The 20,673-nt window shown below is 67.6% G+C and carries 16 protein-coding genes; 7 read left to right on the forward strand and 9 right to left on the reverse strand.

Going from position 1 to position 20,673, the window contains the following annotated elements; translation table 11 throughout:
• Positions 1 to 44 precede the first annotated feature (44 nt).
• The 3 genes from HDC31_RS09795 to HDC31_RS09805 form a co-directional block, all read right to left on the reverse strand.
• The gene (locus HDC31_RS09795) at positions 45 to 740 is read right to left on the reverse strand and encodes a coenzyme F420-0:L-glutamate ligase (protein ID WP_058631768.1); all 696 of its coding nucleotides are present in this window, start codon (positions 738 to 740) and stop codon (positions 45 to 47) included.
• The gene (locus tag HDC31_RS09800; protein ID WP_046747222.1) at positions 737 to 1,975 is read right to left on the reverse strand and encodes an RNA polymerase sigma factor; all 1,239 of its coding nucleotides are present in this window, start codon (positions 1,973 to 1,975) and stop codon (positions 737 to 739) included. Before HDC31_RS09800 ends, HDC31_RS09795 begins: the two co-directional genes overlap by 4 nt.
• 179 nt (positions 1,976 to 2,154) lie before the next feature.
• Positions 2,155 to 3,096: a proteasome assembly chaperone family protein gene (locus HDC31_RS09805; RefSeq protein ID WP_046747223.1), complete on the reverse strand. Its 942-nt coding sequence runs from the start codon at positions 3,094 to 3,096 to the stop codon at positions 2,155 to 2,157.
• Positions 3,097 to 3,209: 113 nt separating this feature from the next.
• Between HDC31_RS09805 and HDC31_RS09810 the strand changes: the two genes are divergently transcribed.
• From HDC31_RS09810 to sucB, 3 genes are all read left to right on the forward strand, one after another.
• The gene (locus HDC31_RS09810; protein ID WP_113681263.1) at positions 3,210 to 4,682 is read left to right on the forward strand and encodes a leucyl aminopeptidase; all 1,473 of its coding nucleotides are present in this window, start codon (positions 3,210 to 3,212) and stop codon (positions 4,680 to 4,682) included.
• A gap of 3 nt (positions 4,683 to 4,685) precedes the next feature.
• Positions 4,686 to 6,059: a dihydrolipoyl dehydrogenase gene (gene lpdA / locus HDC31_RS09815; protein WP_179516039.1), complete on the forward strand. Its 1,374-nt coding sequence runs from the start codon at positions 4,686 to 4,688 to the stop codon at positions 6,057 to 6,059.
• Between the two features lie 67 nt (positions 6,060 to 6,126).
• Positions 6,127 to 7,914, forward strand: a complete 1,788-nt coding sequence (gene sucB, locus HDC31_RS09820; protein WP_179516040.1) for a 2-oxoglutarate dehydrogenase, E2 component, dihydrolipoamide succinyltransferase — start codon at positions 6,127 to 6,129, stop codon at positions 7,912 to 7,914.
• Between the two features lie 10 nt (positions 7,915 to 7,924).
• On the opposite strand, the gene HDC31_RS09825 is transcribed toward sucB, so the two are convergent.
• The gene (locus HDC31_RS09825) at positions 7,925 to 9,385 is read right to left on the reverse strand and encodes a hypothetical protein (protein ID WP_113680463.1); all 1,461 of its coding nucleotides are present in this window, start codon (positions 9,383 to 9,385) and stop codon (positions 7,925 to 7,927) included.
• A gap of 162 nt (positions 9,386 to 9,547) precedes the next feature.
• Between HDC31_RS09825 and HDC31_RS09830 the strand changes: the two genes are divergently transcribed.
• Entirely contained in the window at positions 9,548 to 10,258 is a 711-nt protein-coding gene (locus tag HDC31_RS09830; RefSeq protein ID WP_046749091.1) for a DUF4191 domain-containing protein, read from the forward strand.
• 64 nt (positions 10,259 to 10,322) lie between these two features.
• On the opposite strand, the gene HDC31_RS09835 is transcribed toward HDC31_RS09830, so the two are convergent.
• Positions 10,323 to 11,510 carry a RimK family alpha-L-glutamate ligase gene (locus tag HDC31_RS09835; protein ID WP_045264814.1) on the reverse strand — a complete coding sequence of 396 codons (1,188 nt, stop codon included), beginning with the start codon at positions 11,508 to 11,510 and terminating at the stop codon, positions 10,323 to 10,325.
• A gap of 20 nt (positions 11,511 to 11,530) precedes the next feature.
• Here HDC31_RS09835 and HDC31_RS09840 point away from each other — a divergent pair, with 20 nt between their 5' ends.
• Positions 11,531 to 12,022, forward strand: a complete 492-nt coding sequence (locus HDC31_RS09840; protein ID WP_171010949.1) for an ATP-dependent zinc protease — start codon at positions 11,531 to 11,533, stop codon at positions 12,020 to 12,022.
• Between the two features lie 18 nt (positions 12,023 to 12,040).
• Here the strand turns inward: HDC31_RS09840 and HDC31_RS09845 are convergent, their stop codons facing one another.
• Positions 12,041 to 12,469 carry an RDD family protein gene (locus tag HDC31_RS09845; RefSeq protein WP_308431906.1) on the reverse strand — a complete coding sequence of 143 codons (429 nt, stop codon included), beginning with the start codon at positions 12,467 to 12,469 and terminating at the stop codon, positions 12,041 to 12,043.
• A 147-nt stretch (positions 12,470 to 12,616) separates the two neighbouring features.
• Between HDC31_RS09845 and glnA the strand changes: the two genes are divergently transcribed.
• Positions 12,617 to 14,041 carry a type I glutamate--ammonia ligase gene (gene glnA / locus HDC31_RS09850; RefSeq protein ID WP_046749104.1) on the forward strand — a complete coding sequence of 475 codons (1,425 nt, stop codon included), beginning with the start codon at positions 12,617 to 12,619 and terminating at the stop codon, positions 14,039 to 14,041.
• 73 nt (positions 14,042 to 14,114) lie between these two features.
• On the opposite strand, the gene HDC31_RS09855 is transcribed toward glnA, so the two are convergent.
• Entirely contained in the window at positions 14,115 to 15,446 is a 1,332-nt protein-coding gene (locus HDC31_RS09855) for a DUF1254 domain-containing protein (RefSeq protein ID WP_058631774.1), read from the reverse strand.
• Between the two features lie 129 nt (positions 15,447 to 15,575).
• Between HDC31_RS09855 and HDC31_RS09860 the strand changes: the two genes are divergently transcribed.
• Positions 15,576 to 16,700, forward strand: a complete 1,125-nt coding sequence (locus HDC31_RS09860; protein WP_258546263.1) for an AI-2E family transporter — start codon at positions 15,576 to 15,578, stop codon at positions 16,698 to 16,700.
• Positions 16,701 to 16,723: 23 nt separating this feature from the next.
• Here the strand turns inward: HDC31_RS09860 and HDC31_RS09865 are convergent, their stop codons facing one another.
• Both HDC31_RS09865 and HDC31_RS09870 read right to left on the reverse strand, forming a co-directional pair.
• Positions 16,724 to 17,644 carry a diacylglycerol kinase family protein gene (locus HDC31_RS09865; RefSeq protein WP_046749107.1) on the reverse strand — a complete coding sequence of 307 codons (921 nt, stop codon included), beginning with the start codon at positions 17,642 to 17,644 and terminating at the stop codon, positions 16,724 to 16,726.
• Between the two features lie 50 nt (positions 17,645 to 17,694).
• Positions 17,695 to 20,670, reverse strand: a complete 2,976-nt coding sequence (locus HDC31_RS09870; protein ID WP_179516041.1) for a bifunctional [glutamine synthetase] adenylyltransferase/[glutamine synthetase]-adenylyl-L-tyrosine phosphorylase — start codon at positions 20,668 to 20,670, stop codon at positions 17,695 to 17,697.
• Positions 20,671 to 20,673: the final 3 nt, after the last annotated feature.

A 20,673-nucleotide genomic window follows, 5' to 3' on the forward strand; every position in this document is an offset into this window, starting at 1 on the left:
GAGAATGCCCCCGGAGAGAGCCGGGGGCATTCTTCGTGGAGGGCTCAGACTTCGCGAACGATGCCAAGCGGCGTCGACTCCAGCCCCTGACCGAGCGGGTTGTCGCCGAGGATCCTGACGAGACGCTGCTCGCCCGCCTTGTCGAGAGTCGAGCCGAGGATGTTCCCGCCGAGGTCGTTGATGTCCACGACGGCGACCTCTGCCTGACCTCCGATGAGCGCCTTCAGACGAGCAGCCACGCCATCGGGATCCTTGGGGCCGAGAACCACAGCCTCGTTGTACGGAGGAATGGTGTGCTTGGTCGGACCGTCGATCGCCCGTGCCTTGTCGCCGGCGATGCGGTAGAAGTCGCCGCGACGGCCGAAGGCCTTGGTCACGGCCGCGACCGCGGAGGCGAACAGGATGCGCGGAGTACCGCACTCCCGCAAGGCCATCTCCATCGTCTCCGGCATGCCGAGACCGATGCCGTAGGGCGTGCGAGTGACGTACTTCGAGAGGAAGAGCGCGAGCTTCCGGGGCTTGATCTCGTCGAGGCGGTAGGACCGCCCCTGCGTGATGGCCACGATCTTCTCGGTCACGAAGAGGAGGTCGCCCGGCTGGACGGCATCCTTCGCGTACTCGCTGATGATCGCGTCCAGGTCGTCCTGGGGCATGACCACGCGGGTGCGCAGCGGGATGCGCGCATAGCTCTTGCCGTCGACACTCGCCTCGAGGGCCTTGCCGTCGTTCGCCTGGCTCATTCGAGGTAGTCCCGCAGGGACTGCGAGCGGCTCGGGTGACGCAGCTTGGCCATCGTCTTCGACTCGATCTGGCGGATGCGCTCACGCGTCACGCCGAACGTGTCACCGATCTGGTCGAGCGTCTTCGGCTGACCGTCGCCCAGTCCGAAGCGCATCCGGATCACTCCGGCTTCGCGCTCGGAGAGCGAGTCGAGGAGCTGCTCGAGCTGACGCTGCAGCATCGTGAAGCCCACGGCGTCGGCGGGGACCACGGCCTCGGTGTCCTCGATGAGGTCACCGAACTCGCTGTCGCCGTCTTCGCCGAGCGGGGTGTGCAGTGAGATCGGCTCGCGGCCGTACTTCTGCACCTCCACGACCTTCTCCGGGGTCATGTCGAGCTCGCGGCTCAGCTCTTCCGGAGTGGGCTCGCGACCGAGGTCCTGCAGCATCTGCCGCTGCACGCGGGCGAGCTTGTTGATGACCTCGACCATGTGCACCGGGATGCGGATCGTGCGGGCCTGGTCGGCCATGGCACGGGTGATCGCCTGACGGATCCACCAGGTGGCGTAGGTCGAGAACTTGAAGCCCTTGGTGTAGTCGAACTTCTCGACGGCGCGGATGAGACCGAGGTTGCCCTCCTGGATCAGATCCAGGAACTGCATACCGCGACCGGTGTAGCGCTTGGCGAGGGAGACGACGAGACGGAGGTTCGCGCCGAGCAGGTGGCTCTTCGCGCGCTGGCCGTCGCGGGCGACCCACTGCAGGTCAAGACCGAGCTGGCTCGTCTTCTCGGCCGGGGTCATCGCCGACAGCTTCTCCTCGGCGAAGAGACCTGCCTCGATGCGCATCGCGAGCTCGACCTCTTCGGCCGCGTTCAGCAGGGCGACCTTTCCGATCTGCTTCAGGTAGTCCTTGACCGGGTCGGCCGTCGCTCCCGTGATCTGCGTCGAGTAGACCGGGACCTCTTCGTCGTCCTTGGACGAGATGACGATCGCGCCGGTCGGCAGCGGCTCGGTGAAGGCCGGCTTCGCATCCTCGTCTTCGTCCTCCTCGACAGCAGCAGCTGCGGGAGACTCGTCTTCTTCGACGACGTCCTCGGACTTCTTCTTCTTGACGGGGGCGCGCTTCGCGGCAGCACGCTTCGCCGCGCTCAGGGGCGCGGGCTTCTCGGGCGCATCGGTCTCGACCGGAGCGTCGGCGGTCGTCTCTTCGGCAGCCTTCTTCGTCCGGGTGTTCTTCGTCGTGGCAGGAGTCACGTTTCGCCTTTCACGGAGCTGCTGTGTAGCCCCGGGACATTTCGGACACTAGTAAGACCCTTGTCAAGTCCAGTGCTCGAAAACACTGATTGACAACGGGTCAGAGTCCTAGTATCGCACACGTGTGGCGATGCGGACGCATTCCGGCGAACTTCGCGCGAATCCCGCTGCGCGCCACCTCAGCCGCGGCCCGGCTTGTCTTCGTCGCCGGACGGCCGAGAGGCCAGGTAACGCTCCAACTCGGCCGCGAGCTCATCGGCGCTCGGGAGGTCCCTTTCGCTGAAACCTCCCTCGTCGTAGGAGTCGTCGTCGGGGTTGCGCCCCGCCATGTAGGCGTCGTACCGGCGCTCGAGGTTGTGGACCATCTGCTGCAGCTCGTCGTTCCCGGAGACCTGCTCATCGACGCGTGCCAGATAGTCCTCGCGGCGCTCCAGGACGGAATCCAGGATGAGGACGAGTCCCGTCGACGCCATCAGACGCTCCGCTGCCGCGATGACGGCATCGGGGTTCTCCGTCTCCGCGAGGTAATGCGGCACAAGCAGGACGAAGCCCACCGAGGCATCCCCACGCTCGACGAATCGGAACTCGAGGAGGTGACCGGCAGTCGCAGGCACCTGCGTGCGCGGACGCCATACGGAGTGCGCCACGGTCAGGTCACGCCGATTCCCGCTGACCGTCGTGCCGATCGGACGCGTGTGCGGAACGGGCATCGCGATCGAGTGCACCCAGTGCAGTCCCGAGACCTCGAACTCCGCCGCGAGGGCGAGCACCGTGCTCGCGAAACGATTCCATGCGAAATCCGGCTCGTATCCGGCGAGCAGCAGGAACGGACGACCGAGTGCGTCCGTCGCGAGCGACAGTTCGAGCCTCGGCGGCTTGAACTCGGTCAGGTGGTCCTGGTCGAAGGAGATCACAGGGCGGCGCGCCCGATAGTCGAGCAGTGCGTCGTTGTCGAACACGACGACGGGCTCAGGGGATGCGGTCTCCCGAAGGTGATCGATCAAGCCGGAGACGGCGCTTCCCGCGTCCGTGAAACCGGTCAGAAGCAGCACCAACGGCAGGCCGTGCGGCACTGTCGGCGCATTCGCGACGCGTTCGTGGATCTCACCGGAGAAGGGCATGTGTCCATGCTACGAGCAGCCGCCTACCCCGGGGCGCGGCGCATCATGCTGAGAGCGAACACGCGCAGAGTGGGCGGACGACCATGGTGTGGCGGAGATCCTAGGATGGAGGCATGACGCTTCCCGTGCTCTCGCACACCACCGATCAGTTCCCCGGAAGCGCTGCAGATGCCGCAGTGCTCATCGTCGCCGCTCTCCCCGATTCGGCGGAGTCACTGGCCGGCTACCCCGGACTCGCCGATGCGCTGGCCGGCGTCGGATTCACCGGTTCGGTCGGATCGTTCACCCGCGTGTTCGTCCCCGAGGTGACGTCTTCGCCGTTCGCGGTGGTCGGCGTCGGCAGCTCGCCGGACGCTGCTGCCGTGCGCAACGCGGCAGGTACGGCGCTGCGTACGCTCACCGGCTTCGAGCACGTCGCGGTGGCTCTCGCCGACGGCCTCGAGTCGTTCGCCGCTGTGGCGGCCGAGGGTGCGGTGCTCGGCGGGCACAAGTTCGACGGCTACCGCACGGAGAAGGGCAAGGGGCGCGCCACGTCGATCACGCTCCATGCCGCGGTCGACGACGACGACGTCGAATACGCGCAGGTCCTGGGAGACGCGGTAGCGCTCATCAAGGATCTCGTGAACGTGCCCGCAGAGTGGCAGAGTCCGGCACAGCTCGCGCAGAGCGCCGCCGACAGCGTGGCCGACCTCGACGTCTCGGTCGAGATCCTCGACGAGAAGGCTCTTGCCGAGCAGGGCTTCGGCGGCATCCTCGGCGTCGGTCAGGGGTCGGATCGCCCTCCGCGTCTCGTCCGCCTCGACTACTCCCCCGCCGACGCCTCACGGCACATCGCCCTGGTCGGCAAGGGCATCACGTTCGACACCGGTGGCCTTTCCCTGAAGCCGGCTGCCTCGATGGTCGGCATGAAGTTCGACATGGCCGGCGCGGCGACCTCTCTCGCCGCGATCCGCGCCATCGCCACACTGGGCCTCCCGGTCCGCGTGACCGCGTGGCTGTGCATCACCGACAACATGCCGTCGGGGCGCGCGCTGCGCCCTGGCGATGTCATCCGCATCCTCGACGGGACCACCGTCGAGGTCCAGAACACCGACGCCGAGGGGCGACTCGTGCTCGCCGACGGTCTCGTCGCCGCGGGCCGTGAGAACCCGGACGTCATCATCGATGTGGCGACTCTCACCGGCGCCATCGTCGCCGCGCTGGGCCACCGGCACACCGGTGTCTTCGGCGACGTCGACACTGTGTCCTCGTTCATGTCGGCGACCGCTCAGGTCGACGAGCCGGCGTGGCACATGCCGCTGCCGGACTACATGGAGGAGTCGCTCGAGTCCCCCATCGCCGACCTGCAGAACGCGAACATGGGCGACAGGATGGGCGGTGCGTCCTACGCAGGCCTGTTCCTGCGCCGCTTCGTCGGTCGCACCTCTGACGCCGAGGACGCCCCGCGCATCCCGTGGGTGCACCTCGACATCGCGGGATCCGGCGAACACGCCGGCGCCCCGTACGGCTTCACCGAGAAGGGCCCAACGGGGGCGATGGTCCGATCGATCGTCGCCTTCGCCGCAGCATCCCACACGGAGGCATGACCTATGACAACCCACACCTTCGACATCGTCGTCCTGGGCGGCGGCAGCGGCGGTTATGCCGCGGCGTTGCGCGCGAGTGAGCTCGGCGAGTCCGTCGCGCTGATCGAGAAGGACAAGGTCGGCGGAACCTGCCTGCACCGGGGATGCATACCGACCAAAGCGCTGCTGCATGCCGCTGAGGTGGCCGAGCACGTGCGCGATGCCGCGTCCGTCGGCGTCACCGCGAGCCTGGAGGGCATCGATCCGGCGGGGGTGCGCACGTACCGCGAAGGCATCGTCGCCAAGAAGTTCAAGGGACTGGAGGGGCTGGTCAAGGCGCGTGGGATCACCACCGTCAGCGGACTCGGCCGCCTGAACCCCGACCACAGCGTCAGCGTCGGAGACGACGTGTACGTGGGCACGGACGTCGTGCTCGCGACCGGCTCGTACAGCCGCTCGCTTCCCGGCTTGGAGATCGGCGGGCGGATCCTCACGAGCGAGCAGGCACTCGCCCTCGACGTGATCCCCGAGCGCGTACTGATCCTCGGCGGCGGCGTGATCGGGGTCGAGTTCGCGAGCGTGTGGCGGTCGTTCGGCTCCGAGGTCACGATCATCGAGGCTCTGCCGCACCTCGTCCCGAACGAGGACATCGCTCTCAGCAAGGGTCTGGAGCGTGCGTTCCGGCGCCGCGGCATCCAGTACTCCCTCGGAACCCGATTCCAGGGTGCGGTCCAGGATGGGACATCCGTCACCGTGACCCTCGAAGACGGCAAGGAGTTCACGGCCGACTACCTCCTCGTGGCCGTCGGGCGCGGTCCGGTCACCTCCGACCTCGGATTCGAGGAGGCTGGCGTGACGCTCGACCGCGGTTTCGTGACCGTCGATGACAACCTGCGCACCGGAGTCCCTGGCGTGTGGGCGGTCGGAGACATCGTGCCCGGTCTGCAGCTCGCACATCGCGGATTCCAACAGGGCATCGCCGTCGCCGAGCGCATCGCGGGGCTGTCCCCCGTGAACATCCCCGACTCGCAGATCCCCAAGGTCACGTACTCGAGCCCGGAGGTCGCTTCGGTCGGGGTGACCGAAGAGGCAGCGGTCGCCGCACACGGTGCCGACGCGGTCATCGCCTACGAGTACAACCTCGCCGGCAACGGCAAGAGCGAGATCATCGGGACGGGCGGGCTCGTGAAAGTAGTCCGCCTCAAGGACGGCCCCGTCGTCGGCGTCCACCTGCTCGGCGACCGCGTCGGCGAGCTCATCACGGAAGGACAGCTCGCCGTCGCCTGGGAGGCGCACCCGGAGGACATCGCGCCCCTGATCCACGCCCACCCGACCCAGAGCGAGGCCCTCGGGGAAGCCTTCCTCGCCCTGGCCGGCAAGCCCCTGCACGCCCTCTGAGCACCAACCGGTGCCCGAGTCACTAAGCTAGACAAGCGTCATACAACTTCTTGAAGGAGACTCAGTCATGAGCACATCCGTCGTCCTCCCCGCTCTCGGCGAGAGCGTCACAGAGGGTACGGTCACCCGCTGGCTCAAGCAGGTGGGAGACACCGTGCAGGCGGACGAGGGCCTGCTCGAGATCTCGACCGACAAGGTCGACACCGAGATCCCCTCCCCCGTCAGCGGCGTGATCGAGGAGATCCTCGTGGCCGAAGACGAGACCGTCGAGGTCGGCGCGCTCCTCGCGCGCATCGGCGACGGCAGCGGAGCGGCTCCCGCCGCAGACGCGCCCGCAGCCGCGGCACCTGAAGCCGAGGCCGCACCCGCCGAGGCTGCCCCCGCGCAGGCCGCACCTGCGGAGAACGCCGCTCCGGCTGCTCCCGCACCGTCGGCAGAAGCACCGGCGCCCGCCGCAGAGGCCGCTCCTGCCGCACCCGCGGGCGACGCCACCGACATCGTGCTCCCCGAGCTGGGCGAGAGCGTCACCGAGGGCACCGTCACCCGGTGGCTCAAGCAGGTCGGCGACAGCGTCGCCGTAGACGAGGCTCTTCTGGAGATCTCCACCGACAAGGTCGACACCGAGATCCCGTCGCCGGTTGCCGGTGTGGTTCAGGAGATCGTGGCCGGCGAGGACGAGACGGTCGCCGTCGGCGCCGTGCTCGCACGCGTCGGCTCCGGCGCTGCCCCCGCCGCTGAGACCCCGGCTCCCGCGCCCGCAGCCGAGGCACCCGCTGCGCCTGCGGCTCCCGCGCCCGCCCCCGCAGCCGAAGCGCCCGCTGCTCCGGCTCCTGCCGCCGCTCCGGCTCCTGCCGCCGCTCCGGCTCCTGCCGCCGCTCCGGCTCCTGCGGCTGCTCCGGCTCCCGCCGCTGCGACGCCAGCCGAGGCGAAGCTCGCGCTCCCGACCGAGAGCGACAACCTCTACGTCACACCGCTCGTGCGTCGTCTGGCCTCCCAGCAGGGAGTGGACCTGGCTTCCGTCACCGGAACCGGTGTCGGCGGTCGCATCCGCAAGGAAGATGTCCTGAAGGCTGCGGAGACGGCGGCGGCAGCGCCCGCCGCCGCGGCTCCTGCTGCTCCCGCGCCGCTCGAGGTCTCGCCGTTGCGCGGCACGACACAGCCGATGTCGCGGCTTCGCAAGGTCCTCGCGAAGCGTGCCGTCGAGTCGATGCAGCAGACGGCCCAGCTGACCACGGTCGTCGAGGTCGATGTCACCGCACTCGCCGACTACCGCGACAGCGTGAAGGCTTCTTTCCTCGAGAAGACGGGTGACAAGCTCTCCTTCCTGCCGTTCTTCGCGCTCGCAACCGCAGAAGCGCTGCAGGCGTTCCCGATCGTGAACGCGACGGTCGACGGCGAGAACATCGTCTACCCGGCCAGCGAGAACGTCTCGATCGCCGTCGACACCGAGCGTGGACTGCTCACGCCGGTGCTGCGCGACGCCGCCTCGAAGAACATCGCGCAGATCGCGCACGAGATCGCCGATCTGGCTGCTCGCACCCGCGACAACAAGCTGAAGCCCGACGAGCTGGCCGGCGGAACTTTCACGCTGACCAACACGGGCTCCCGCGGCGCGCTGTTCGACACGCCTGTGGTCTTCCTCCCGCAGTCGGCGATCCTGGGCACCGGTACCGTCGTCAAGCGCCCCGGACTCGTCAAGGTGGGCGGCGCGGATGCGATCGCCGTCCGGTCCTACGTGTACCTCGCGCTGTCCTACGACCACCGGATCATCGACGGCGCAGACGCGGCACGCTTCCTCGGCGCCGTGAAGGCCCGCCTCGAGGCTGCGCAGTTCGCCGCTCAGCTCGGAGCCTGACCGACACGAGTCATCCTGGCTGATCCGCGACGTCATAGACGTCGCGGATCAGCCATTTCTCGTCTGTGCGGAAAAGGACGACGATGGTCTCGTCCGAGGACGCGGCGTCGGCCATCCCCGCATCGCTCTCGGGGATCGCACGCAATCGCATGACCGCCACGTCGCCGTAGGCATCGACCAGCTCGGGTGCCGTCGGAACGCGGGGCTTCGCGCTGAGCGCATCGACGATCCCCTCCGCATTCCCGGCCACGGCGCTCTGACACGCGCCGTCTCCATCGGCGCTGCACTGCGCGATGATCCGCAGGAGCGCTGACAGCGCCGCGACGGGATCGTCGGCCGCAGCAGACCTCGGCTGCGTGGCCTCGCTCTCCGCGACATCCGTCGCACGGGGCGTCGGGACGTCGGACGCCTCCCCGGAGGATGCCGGCGCCGGTGTGTCCGTGTTGCCGGGCGCGCCACGGGCGCTTGTCTCCGACTCACCACCGGGAAGGAGCAGTCCTCCCACCAGCACAGCCGCTGCGGCGCCTCCCGCGATGGCAAGGGAACGCAGACGGACCTTCGAACGAGCCGTCGATCGCTCGCGTCCCCTCCTCGGCCGTGTGGATCGTCGGTGAGGATGTTGCGCCCCTCTCTCCGAGCGCGCGCGCAGCTCGATGATCGCCTTCTGCACCACGTCGACGATCGCGCTGATGGCGCGGGTGCGACCCGCGTCCCGATGGCGGACCCGGTCCGCGCGCAGGAGCGGCGCTCTCTCCCGAGCCACGGCGACGCGGGGACCGACCGCCCGAGCGACATCCCGAGCCCGCTCCGGGGTGTGGAACTCGCGCCGGAGAGGCTGCGGCGCAGCGACGTCGAGCACCATGGTCTCCCATGCCTCCGTGAGCTTGCGAGGCAGACGCGGCTGAGCGAGAGTCTTGTGCAGCCCCTCTCCGATGCCCGACAGGGCGCGACGGACCACCTTGTCCGCGGTCTGATCGCCGAGAAGCTCGACGAGCTCCACCACACCGGCCCTGACATCGGCGCCCTCCCCGATGACGAAGACAGGCCGTCCACCGTCGGTGAGCCACCACGTGCCCGTGTGCACCCCATCGATCCCTTCCCCCAACTCGTCGAGTCCACGAAGGAGGCTGACGACGAGAGTGCTGATCTCCCCCGCAGTGATGCCCGATCCCGCTGCCTCTCGACGGCCCAGGTATCCGCGCACCCGATCCGTGCACCACGGGAGCAACGCGTCGTGACCATCCCGGCGCCGGCTGACGTCGATGGGAGCGGCGATGTGTTCCGTCCCCGAGTAGCGCCATCCCGCCCATCCGCCGAGGCGCGCGACATCCACTCTGACGACCACCTCATCGCCGTGGGTCACGAGCGTGCCCGAGAAGGGCCCCTCCGCGGGATCGAGGGTGCGCACCACACGGTGCGCCCGCGGAACGAGCGGCGTTCCTCGACCGTCGTCGATCGCGATGTCTTCCATTCCTCCATCTCACCGCGGAGATCCTCCCGGAAGCCGCCAGGGCGGAGCGTCGGGACGGATCCCCTCTGATGCCTCTGCAGTGCAGGAGGAGTGGAATCCGGCCGCTCCGCTCCACGCGAACGCCGACATCACGAGGTCGTCAGACTCGGTAGGCTGGTGCTCATGGCAAAGCGTGCTCCTGAACCCGAAAAGCGTCCTGGGTTCTTCTCCCAGATCAAGTCCCTCTTCCGGTTCACACGTGAGGCCTACTCCTGGCTGCCGTGGGCACAGGCTGCGATCCTCATCGGCGGCGTCCTGCTCGGGCTCGTCGCGGGTTATCTGATCCCTCCCTTCCAGGTATGGACGCTCGTCCTGTGGGGCATCACGGGTCTGATGCTCGGCATCCTCGGCGCCCTGTTCCTGATGACGCGGCTCTCGACCTCTGCCATGTACAGCAAGATCGACGGCATGCCCGGTGCGACCGGCCACGTGCTGAGCACCAGCCTTGGTCGCAGTTGGCAGGCCTCGGAGACTCCCGTCGGCATCAACCCGAAGACGCAGGAAGCTGTCTACCGCACCATCGGCCGCGGCGGCATCGTCATCGTCGGCGAAGGCGCACGCGGACGACTGACCCGTCTCGTGAACGAGGAGCGCAGCAAGGCCCAGCGCGTCGCGCACGGCGTCCCGGTCACCGTTCTGTACGTCGGACACGGTGACGACGAAGTCGCGATCGCCGACCTCTCGAAGACGATCAAGAAGCTCCCCAAGGCGATCGACAAGGCGACGATGGCCGCGGTCATCCGTCGCGTCGACTCGGTGTCGCAGTCGCTTTCCTCGCTGCCGATCCCGAAGGGCATCGACCCGACGAAGGTGCGCTCTCAGCGTCCGCGCTGATCGCACGCACCGCACGACTCAAGAGCGCGGCCGTCCTCCTTCGAGGACGGCCGCGCTCTCTCCTTCACTCGGAGAGCGGCTGCCGAGGCAGACGACGGACTTTCGCCCGACGACGCCGACGTTCCGGGACCATCGATCGCATCTCGTCGAGCTTGCCGAAGCAGAACAGCCGGTCGTCGGCTTCGAGCACGACGTGCTTGCGGGGATTCGGGATCACGCTGACGCCGCGGTGCAGCGTGAGGACCGTGATGTCCCGCTCCCACAGTCCCGCCTCGCCCAACGTCTTCCCGACCAGGTCGACCGCACCGTGCACCATGAGCTCGGCGACACCGTAGCCCGTTGAGACCGTGAGACGCTGGCGCACGTCGATCTCCGGAAAAGCGACCTGCCCCGCGATGTAGTCGATGATGGCACCAGCGACATCGAGCTTCGTCGCGGTCTCGATGCCCTGGAGTCCGGGCGAGGAGTTGACCTCCATGACCAGCGGACCGTCTTCGCCCTCGAGCATGTCGACACCCGCGACCCGCAGGCCCATGATCTGCGCCGAGCGCACCGCCGCGCGCTCGTAGACGGGATCGAGTTCGACCGCCTCGACGGACCCTCCTCGGTGCACGTTCGATCGGAACTCGTCACCGGCAGCGGAACGTCGCATCGCGGCGACGACGCGGTCGCCGACGACCAGCGCTCTGATGTCGCGTCCGCGGCTCTCCGCGATGAACTTCTGGATCAGCACGTTCTGCTTGGTCGAGTGCAGGGTCTCGATGATCGCCTCGGCGACCTTCACCTGCGGAGCGAGGATCACCCCGATTCCCTGGGTGCCCTCGAGCAGCTTGATGACGACCGGGGCTCCGCCGACCCGTTCGATCGCCGGTCGCACATCCGCGCGGTTGCGCACGAAGGCCGTCGGCGGCATCGCGATGTTGTGGCGCGAGAGGATCTGATTCGCGCGGAGCTTGTCACGGGCGCTCGAGATGCCGTTGGCGGTGTTCGGCGTGTAGACGTCCATCTGCTCGAACTGACGCACGACGGCCGTGCCGAAGTAGGTGATCGAGTTCCCGATGCGAGGGAGGATCGCGTCGTAGTCGCTGAGCTGTCGTCCGCGGTAATGCAGGTCCGGTTCATCGGCCGTGAGGTCGATGGCGAAGCGCAGCGTGTTGAGCACCTTGACGTTGTGCCCTCGTTGGAGCGCGGCTGCACGCAGACGCTGGGTGGAGTACGCCTGCGGCGCGCGGGAGAGCACTGCGATCTTCACGGGGGGTTTTTCCTGCCAGGATGTATCAGGTGAGTAGGACTACCCCCCATTCAAACACCCTTACGGGGTGGCGAGAATGGGTGAGCCTGCCCGATCTCGGGGTGGATTGGCTGAAGGCCAAGATCGACACGGGTGCGCGCACCTCATCGCTGCACGCTTTCGACATCGTGGAGTTCGAGCAGGACGACGAGCCCTGGGTCCGTTTCAAGGTCAAACCCTGGCAGGACAGCCAGGAGGACGCGGTCGTGGTCGAGTGCCCGATCCACGACCGTCGTGCCGTGCGGAGCTCGTCAGGGCATGCCCAGGAGCGGCTCGTGGTCGAGCTTCTGATCCGGCTCGTGGATCGCGAAGTGCTCGCGGAGGTCACGCTGAGCAACCGTGACGAGATGGGCTTCCGGATGCTCATCGGGCGTGAAGCCCTGCGCCGCGGCTACATCGTCGACCCCGCCCGTTCCTTCCTCGGCGGACGAGCACCGCGCGAGGCGCGTCGGCGCAACCGCGGCCGCGACTGACTCCGTCGGGCGGAGCCGTCAGGTGCGGATGAGAACCGTGCCGACCGCCTTGTCGTGCAGACCGCGCTGGTCGGCGTCCCAGATCACGGCGGGTACGACAACCACGAGCAGGAGCGTGCGGACGATCGGGCGCCACAGCCCGACCCAGCCCCCGTCGAGACGGGCGAGACGCATGCCGAGGATGCGGTGCCCCGGGCTGCCGCCTGCGGTCGGGATGAAGACGATCTGCAGCACGGCGAACACCAGCATCGGGGCGAACTGGGTCAGACCCGCTTCCGTCGGCAGGGCGAACTGATTGAACCCGAGGAATCCGGTGGCGATGATCGTCGCCGCTGTGTAATCGATCAGAAGGGCGCCGATCCGGCGGCCGGGACGGGCGATGCTCCCCGAACCGGATTCGGGGAGTCCGAGTCGTTCACCGGGGTACGCGTTCACTGCATCCGTCACTCCCCCAGCCTACCGAGCGTGAAATGACGTGCTGACGCCCTCACGCTCGTAACACGCCCGAAACAAAGCGGATACCGTAGAGAAATCCCCCGTCCGTACTCTGCAGAGTGGCCGTGAAGCCATCGATCCGCATTACAGGAGTCGTACATGTTCAAAGATTCGTCCGAGGTACTGACCTACATCAAGGAGAACGACGTCAAGTTCCTTGACATCCGTTTCACCGACCTCCCGGGTGTACAGCAGCACTTCAACATTCCTGCATCGACGGTCGACGAGGCTTTCTTCACCGACGGTCAGCTGTTCGACGGCTCCTCGATCCGCGGCTTCGCGAGCATCCATGAGTCCGACATGCAGCTCATCCCCGACGTCACGACGGCGTACGTCGACCCGTTCCGCGAGGCGAGCACGCTCGTCATGCTCTTCGACATCTACAACCCGCGCACCGGCGAGATCTACTCCAAGGACCCGCGTCAGGTCGCCAAGAAGGCCGAGAAGTACCTGGCCTCGACCGGCATCGCCGACACCGCGTTCTTCGCCCCCGAGGCCGAGTTCTACATCTTCGACGACGTCCGCTACAACGTCACCTCGAACTCCAGCTTCTACAGCGTCGACTCCGAAGAGGGCGCCTGGAACACCGGTCGCGAGGAGGAGGGCGGCAACCTCGGGAACAAGACCCCCTACAAGGGCGGGTACTTCCCGGTCAGCCCGGTCGACAAGACGGCCGACCTCCGTGACGACATCACCCTCAAGCTGATCGACGCCGGTTTCATCCTCGAGCGCTCGCACCACGAGGTCGGCACGGGCGGCCAGCAGGAGATCAACTACCGCTTCGACACCATGGTGCACGCGGCTGACGACATCCTGAAGTTCAAGTACATCGTCAAGAACACGGCCGAGGAGTGGGGCAAGGTCGCGACCTTCATGCCCAAGCCCCTCTACGGTGACAACGGCTCGGGAATGCACACGCACCAGTCGCTGTGGAACGACGGCAAGCCGCTGTTCTACGACGAGGCCGGCTACGGCCAGCTCAGCGACATCGCGCGCTGGTACATCGGCGGCATCCTGGCGCACGCGCCCGCCCTGCTCGCCTTCACCAACCCGACGCTGAACAGCTACCACCGTCTGGTCAAGGGCTTCGAGGCTCCCGTCAACCTGGTCTACTCGGCCGGCAACCGCTCCGCCGCGATCCGTATCCCGATCACGGGCTCGAACCCGAAGGCGAAGCGCATCGAGTTCCGCGCACCGGATGCTTCGGGCAACCCCTACCTCGCCTTCGCCGCGCAGCTCATGGCAGGCCTCGACGGAATCAAGAACCGCATCGAGCCGCACGAGCCGGTCGACAAGGACCTCTACGAGCTTCCCCCCGAGGAGGCCAAGGACATCCCGCAGGTCCCGAACTCGCTGCTCGACTCGCTGGACGCCCTGGCTGCCGACCACCAGTTCCTCCTCGAGGGCGGCGTGTTCACCAAGGAGCTCATCGAGACCTGGATCTCCTACAAGTACGAGAACGAGATCCTGCCGATGGCGCAGCGTCCGCACCCGTTCGAGTACGAGCTGTACTTCGGGGTCTGATCGCCCTTTCGAAGCGACGACGAACGCCCGCCAGGGTCCTCCTGGCGGGCGTTCGTCGTGATCCCGGACGTCATCACGCGGTGCGGACGATCGCCGGGGGCTCGTAGGTCCCGTTCAGCACCGCCTCCCCCGGGATGTACATGCGGATGATCGGCCGGAACTCTCCGGACGGCGTCGGCAGCCAGTTGGCCCGCGCCAGGGAGTCCTCGGGTGCGGAATGGCTCATGGTGATGGTCAGCGAGCCGTCGTCTCCATAGACGATTCCCGGCGTCCGGTCCCCGAGGGAATATCGGTCGATCGGGTTGTCCACCAGGAAGAACTCCGGCAACGAGTACATCGTCACGGACCAGAACGCGCCGACCGGGGGCGGCGGCGCGAGGTGGAGGGTGTAGTTCCTCTCCCCGGTGAGCTGCTCCCCGCGATCATCGACGTACGTCATGATGTACGCCGCCTCGTAGCCGTGATTGCCCCAGAGCCCCGCCTTGGCCGATCCTGCTCGCAGAGCCAGGCGCTGAAGCCCCTCGGGTGCTTTCCACTGAGGGTCGTCCAGTGCACCGATCTGGAAGAAGTCGAGGTTGTAGTCGAACACATGCAGAGTCATCTGCCAGCCGTTGATCACGGGAGCGGATCCGGACTGAAGGATCGCATCGAGCGCAGCGCTTCCCTCCGCGAACGCATCCTCGAGACGGGCCACGGCGGTCTCGCCGAGTCCGCCGACCGGAGCCTCGCCGGTGATCCCGAGTTCGACGAACGTGGCCTCGAGCGCACGGTCTCGCGCCGCGCCGGGGAAGGCCCGCGACCACACGCGGAACTGCTCCCAGAAGTCCAGAGCCTCGGATCCCTGCGGCGCGGCGTCGGGAAGCCCCTGTCCGGCAACTCCGGTCAGCGACATCGCGTCCTGCAGCGCGTGAACGGCCGGAAGATCAGCATCGCCGTCGACGGCCCAGCGACCGACGAGCGAGACGACATCCGTCGGCGCATCGATCTCGATGACGTCGGGGACGGCCTGCGTCTCGGACCGAGTCGACGGTCCCCGCAGGACCACGTCCTTCGCCCCTCCGCCTGTCGCACGGGTGCCCACGTACGCGAAGTTGTTCGTCCACGCATCGACGAACTGCATCACGTGATACCGATCCCCCGCGTCCGGCAGATGCAGCCGTACGGGACCAGCGCTCAGATCGATCTGCGCGAAGGAGTACACCGTGTCGTTGTTGATCGAGACGAAGTCGTCGTCTGCGCTCGCGAGCGTGCGGGCGTGGGCGATGGCGTTGAGAGGGGTCGCCGCCATGGTGCCGATGCCGTTCTGCACCGAACGTCGAACCTGTCCGAGATTGAACACCAGCGGGAAGGCATACAGGTAGGCGGTGACGGCGAGGGCGTCGCGATGGGGAGCGTGTTCGGTCATGGCTCATCTTCTCGTCGAACGAGGGGGCGCGCCAGTGGCCGTTCCCGGCTTGACCCGGTGGACTCGCGAGTGTTCAACTGGTGAGTCTGAGCATCGACCGGGGGAACCATGCGCCGTAGAAGAGTCATCGTGAACACCGACGCACACACGCCGGTCGCCGCCGCACCGTCTCAGCCCTCGAACGCGGTCGTCGCATATGCGAGGACCAACCCGTTCATGTTCGGCCTGCTGGGCGCCCTCGGGGTGCTGGTCGCCCTGGCCATCGGCGGAGTGATCGGCCAGCTCGCGACCGTCTTCGTCTATATCGGAGTGGCGGTCTTCCTGGCCCTCGGCCTCGACCCGATCGTCTCGTTCATCGAGAAGAAGCTCCCGCGCGCCGCCGCCGTAGCCATCGTCGTCGCTGCTGTGCTCCTCGCGTTCGCCGGCATCATCCTCGCCATCGTCCCGCTCCTCGTGGAACAGGTCGGCAACCTGATCAAGGACGGGCCGAAGATGGTCGAGGACTTCATGGCCAGCGCCTGGTACAAGGACGTCAGCAGCCAGTTCGGCACCATCGACGACGCCGTTCAGGGCGTCCTCGGGTTCTTCAAGGATCCCAACAACTTCTTCGACATCGGCGGCGGCGTCTTCGCGGTCGGCGCCGGTATCGCCGGCGGCTTCACCGGTGTCACCATCGTCCTGATCCTGACGCTGTACTTCATGGCATCGCTGCGCAGCATGAAGCACCTCGCGGCACGCTTCGTCCCGGCGTACCAGCGGGACACCTTCAGCGGCCTCCTCGAGGACGTCTCCGGGGCCGTGGGCCGCTATGTGATGGGCCAGGCCAGCCTTGCGCTGATCAACGGCATCCTGAGCCTGATCTTCCTCACCATCATCGGCGCGCCCGTTCCGGCGTTGCTCGCACTCATCGCCTTCATCGGGTCGATGATCCCGTTGGTGGGAACGCTGACGGCGTCGATCATCAACTCTCTGATCTGCCTCTTCGTCTCCCCCGTGACGGCGCTCATCGCGATCATCTACTACCTGATCTACATGCAGATCGAGGCCTATATCCTCTCGCCGCGGATCATGAGCAAGGCCGTCGCGGTGCCGGGAGCGCTCGTCGTCATCGCCGCCGTCGCCGGCGGTGCACTCGGCGGTATCCTGGGAGCCCTCGTGGCGATCCCCGTCGCCGCGAGCATCACCATCATCGTGCAGAAGGTGACGTTCCCGGCCCAGGACAGGAAGATCGTCCCGCCGGCATCGGCGCGCTGATCACGGCTCCTGCCGGGGCGCCCTCAGCGGACGAGGAGAGCGCCGGCCTCGACGCGGACGTCGAATGCCGAGACCTCGCCCATCTCCTCGCCGTCGATCTCGAACACGAGAGGCGTCTTGAGCTCGACGGAGATGGTCTCCACCGGGAGGTGGCGTGCCGAGTCGGTGCTGACGGCCTCATCCGTCGCGCCGAACAGGCGACGGATGCCGTTGTCCCACACGAATGATCGCAGCGTATCGAGCCACTGCAGCGCGCCGTCGGCGCTGATCATCAGCACGTCGAGCTTGCCGTCGTCCAGCACGGCGTCCGGCAGCAGTCTGATGCCGCCCTGCACCATCCCGCAGTTGCCGATCAACATGGTGTGGCCCCGCACCGCGACGGCCTTCTCCCCGTCGATCGTGAGGGTGATGTCGGTCATCTCGGTACCGGCGAGAGCGCGTCCCATGGCCTCGACATAGGCGAGCCAGCCCGCCTTGGACTTGAGGTCGTCGTCGGTCTCCACCAGCATCTGGGCGTCGACCCCGAATCCGACCATCACGGCGAACGCGTGCTCGGTTCCGTCGTACGACACCCAGCCGAGGTCGATGCGACGGGGCTCGGCGTCGCGCACCCGCTCCAGTGCGGCCTTCACGTTGTTCAGCGGTACCTCGAGGTTCCGCGCGAGGAGGTTGCCGGTCCCCTGCGGGACGATCCCGAGCGCCGTCTCGGAACCCGCCAACGACTCGGCGACCGCGCGTACCGTGCCGTCTCCCCCGACGGCGACCACGATGTCGCGGCCGTCTTCACGCGCCTCGCGAGCCATGCCGCGACCCGGGTCCTCGGGGGTCGTCTCCCACCAGCGGATGTCGTACCCGTCGTCGAACACTTCGCTCACCGCGGCTTGCAGGACCTCCTGCTCGACCTTCGAAGGGTTCCAGACGATGCCGATTCGCGCGTTGGTCATATCGTCAGCTTGGGACACGACACGCGATACCGCAAACCGACGCTCTCGACTCACCCGTAGAAGAGCTGCTCGAAGGTCTTCCTGGCGCGCCGGGTCACCCCGAGGTAGTCCTCCTCGAGTTCTGTGGCGGAGCGATCGGGATAGCCGAGCAGACGACCGATCGCATCGAGCTGACGGCGATCGGCGGGGAGCACGTCGCTGGTCTGCCCGGTCAGCAGAGTGATCGCTGACCTGAGACGACTGGACAGCAGCCACGCCGCGCGAAGACGCGCGGCGTCCTCCTCTGCGACCAGATCGGCCGCGACGGCGGCTTCGAGCGCACCGAGCGTCGAGGTCGTGCGCAGCCCGGGAACACCGTGCGCATGCTGCAGCTGGAGGAGTTGGACCAGCCACTCCACATCGCTCAGCGAGCCGGGGCCGAGCTTCAGGTGGCGACGGGGATCAGCACCCTGCGGCAGCCGTTCCCCCTCGACCCGCGCTTTGATGCGCTTGATCTCGCGGGTGCCCTGGAGGTCGATGGCCTCCGGGTAGCGGATCGTGTCGGCAAGCGCCGTGAACCGGGCGATCAGCTTCGCGCTTCCCGCCACTCCGCGCGCCCGGAGCAGCGCCTGGGCCTCCCACGACAGCGACCAGCGGCGATAGTACTCCGCGTATGCCTGGATGGAGCGGACGATCGGACCGTTCCGCCCCTCCGGCCTCAGATCGGCATCGAGGTCGAGCGGCAGCCGGTGATCGGTCAGGTGCTCGCGGAGGCCGGCCACGATCTGCGTCGCGAGCTTCTGCGCGCGCTGGGGATCGACACCGTTCGCGTCGTAGACGTACAGGATGTCGGCGTCGGATCCGAACCCCAGCTCGGCACCCCCGAAGCGCCCCATCGCGATGACGGCGAAGTCGAGCGCCTCGTCATCGACCGGGACGACTTCGCGCATCACCGCGCGGAGAGCGGCCTGGATCGTCGCCTCGGTGATCTCCGTGAGTGCGGTGGCGACCTCTTCGATCGTGAGGACATCGAGCACCGCCCCCATGGCCGTGCGCAGGAGCTCTCTCCTCCGCAGCGCCCTGACGGCCCGCAGCGCATCGCCGATCGTCTCATGGCGCGTCTGGATCGCTCTGGCCTCTTCGTCGAGGGCTGCGGCCCCGCGCGGGCGCAGCCGCCCAGCGTTGTCCAGCCAGGCCACGGATTCCGGGATCCACTCCAGGAGCTCGCCGATGTACCGGGAAGAGGACAGCAGGCGGGTGAGGCTCTCCGCCGCCCCCGACGAATCGCGCAGCATCCTGAGGAACCACGGGGTGTCTCCGAGACGCTCGCTGATGCGACGGAAGGCGAGGAGCGCGTAGTCAGGATCGCTTCCGTCGGCGAACCACCGCACCATGATAGGCATCAGGTGTCGCTGGATGGTCGCCTTGCGGCTGAGCCCGCTCGTGAGCGCACCGATGTGGCGGAGTGCGCCCGCCGGATCCCGGAAGCCGATGGCTGCCAAGCGGTCGTGCGCCTGAGCGGCGGAGAGGGTCCGCTCCTCTTCCGGCAGACCGGCGACAGCGCTCAGCAGTGGGCGGTAGAACAGGCGCGTATGGATCTCGCGCACCTCCCGCCGGACGCTCTCCCAGCGGGCCCACACACTGTCACCGCTCTCCGCGAGGCGTGTGCCCCTCGCCAGGATCCGCAGGCCTGCCGGAGTCCGAGGCATCAGATGCGTGCGGCTGAGCTCTCTCAGCTGGAGGCGATGCTCCATGAGCCGGAGCAGGCGGTAGTCCTCGGCGAACGCCGCCGCATCGACCCGCCCGATGTAACCGCCCTCGACGAGCGCATCGAGGCTCTCGAGGGTCCCGCGCGTGCGCAGCGACTCGTCGGTGAGTCCGTGGACGAGCTGCAGCAGCTGCACGGTGAACTCGATGTCGCGAAGCCCACCCGCCCCGAGCTTCAGCTGATACGGAGCGTCGTCCGGGTCGATGTGCTCCATCACGCGCTCCCGCATGCGTTGCACGCTCTCGACGAAGTCCTGCCGCGCGGCACTGGACCAGATCTTCGGCTGCACTGCGGCGATGTACTCCGCCCCGAGTTCCGCATCTCCGGCGAGGGGACGAGCCTTGAGCAGAGCCTGGAATTCCCAGCTCTTGGCCCAGCGGTCGTAGTACGCGAGATGGGATGCGAGCGAGCGGACCAGAGCACCTTGCTTGCCCTCTGGACGCAGCGCGGCATCGACCTCCCAGAGCGGCGGTTCCACCTCGATCGCGTCGAGGTTCCGCATGGTCTCGCGCGCGAGCCTGGTCGCGATGTCGATGGCACGCGCCTCCGTGACGACCTCTTCGTCGCTGCTGCCGCCCACGAAGATCACGTCGACGTCGCTGACGTAGTTCAACTCCCGAGCGCCGGCTTTTCCCATTCCGATGATGGCGAGACGGGTCGCCGCCACCTCATCCCGCCCCATCGACTCCTGCACCCGGGTCCGCGCCACCGCGAGCGACGCCTCCAGGGCAGCACCCGCGAGGTCGGCCAGCGCTGCCGACACGGGGCCTACTGCCATCTCCGGTGCCGTGCGCGAGAGGTCGAACGCGGCGATGGCAGCGAGATTTCGTCGGTAGGCGACTCTGAGCGCGACGACCTCGTCGTCCCCACCCGACTGCGCGAACCCGTCGCACGCACCGACTGAGGCCAGCAGCCGCTCCTGGAGCTCCTCGGCCGATGGCAGTGCATCGCGGGGTGCTTCCAGGACGCTCAGCTGGTCCGGGTGACGGAGGAAGAACTCGGCGAGTCCCTCCGAGGCGCCGAAGACCCGCCAGACACCGCGGCGGGTCTCCTCGTCGACGAGGAGCCCACGCAATGACGACTCATCCCGACGGGCCACGCGGAGCAGCCCGCGGACGGCGGCATCGGGATCCGCGGCATCGGCAGCCTCGAGCAGCACCGTCCGCGGCTGATCGAGAATCTCCGCCAGCTCAGCGAGGCCTGCCGCGGCCTCGCTCAGCTCGGAGAAGCCGAGCCTGGCGAGGGCGGAGAGGGAGACCGAATCGTCAGGACGCGCCATCGG

Source organism: Microbacterium sp. JAI119 (assembly GCF_013410135.1).
Taxonomy (GTDB): Bacteria; Actinomycetota; Actinomycetes; order Actinomycetales; family Microbacteriaceae; genus Microbacterium; species Microbacterium oxydans.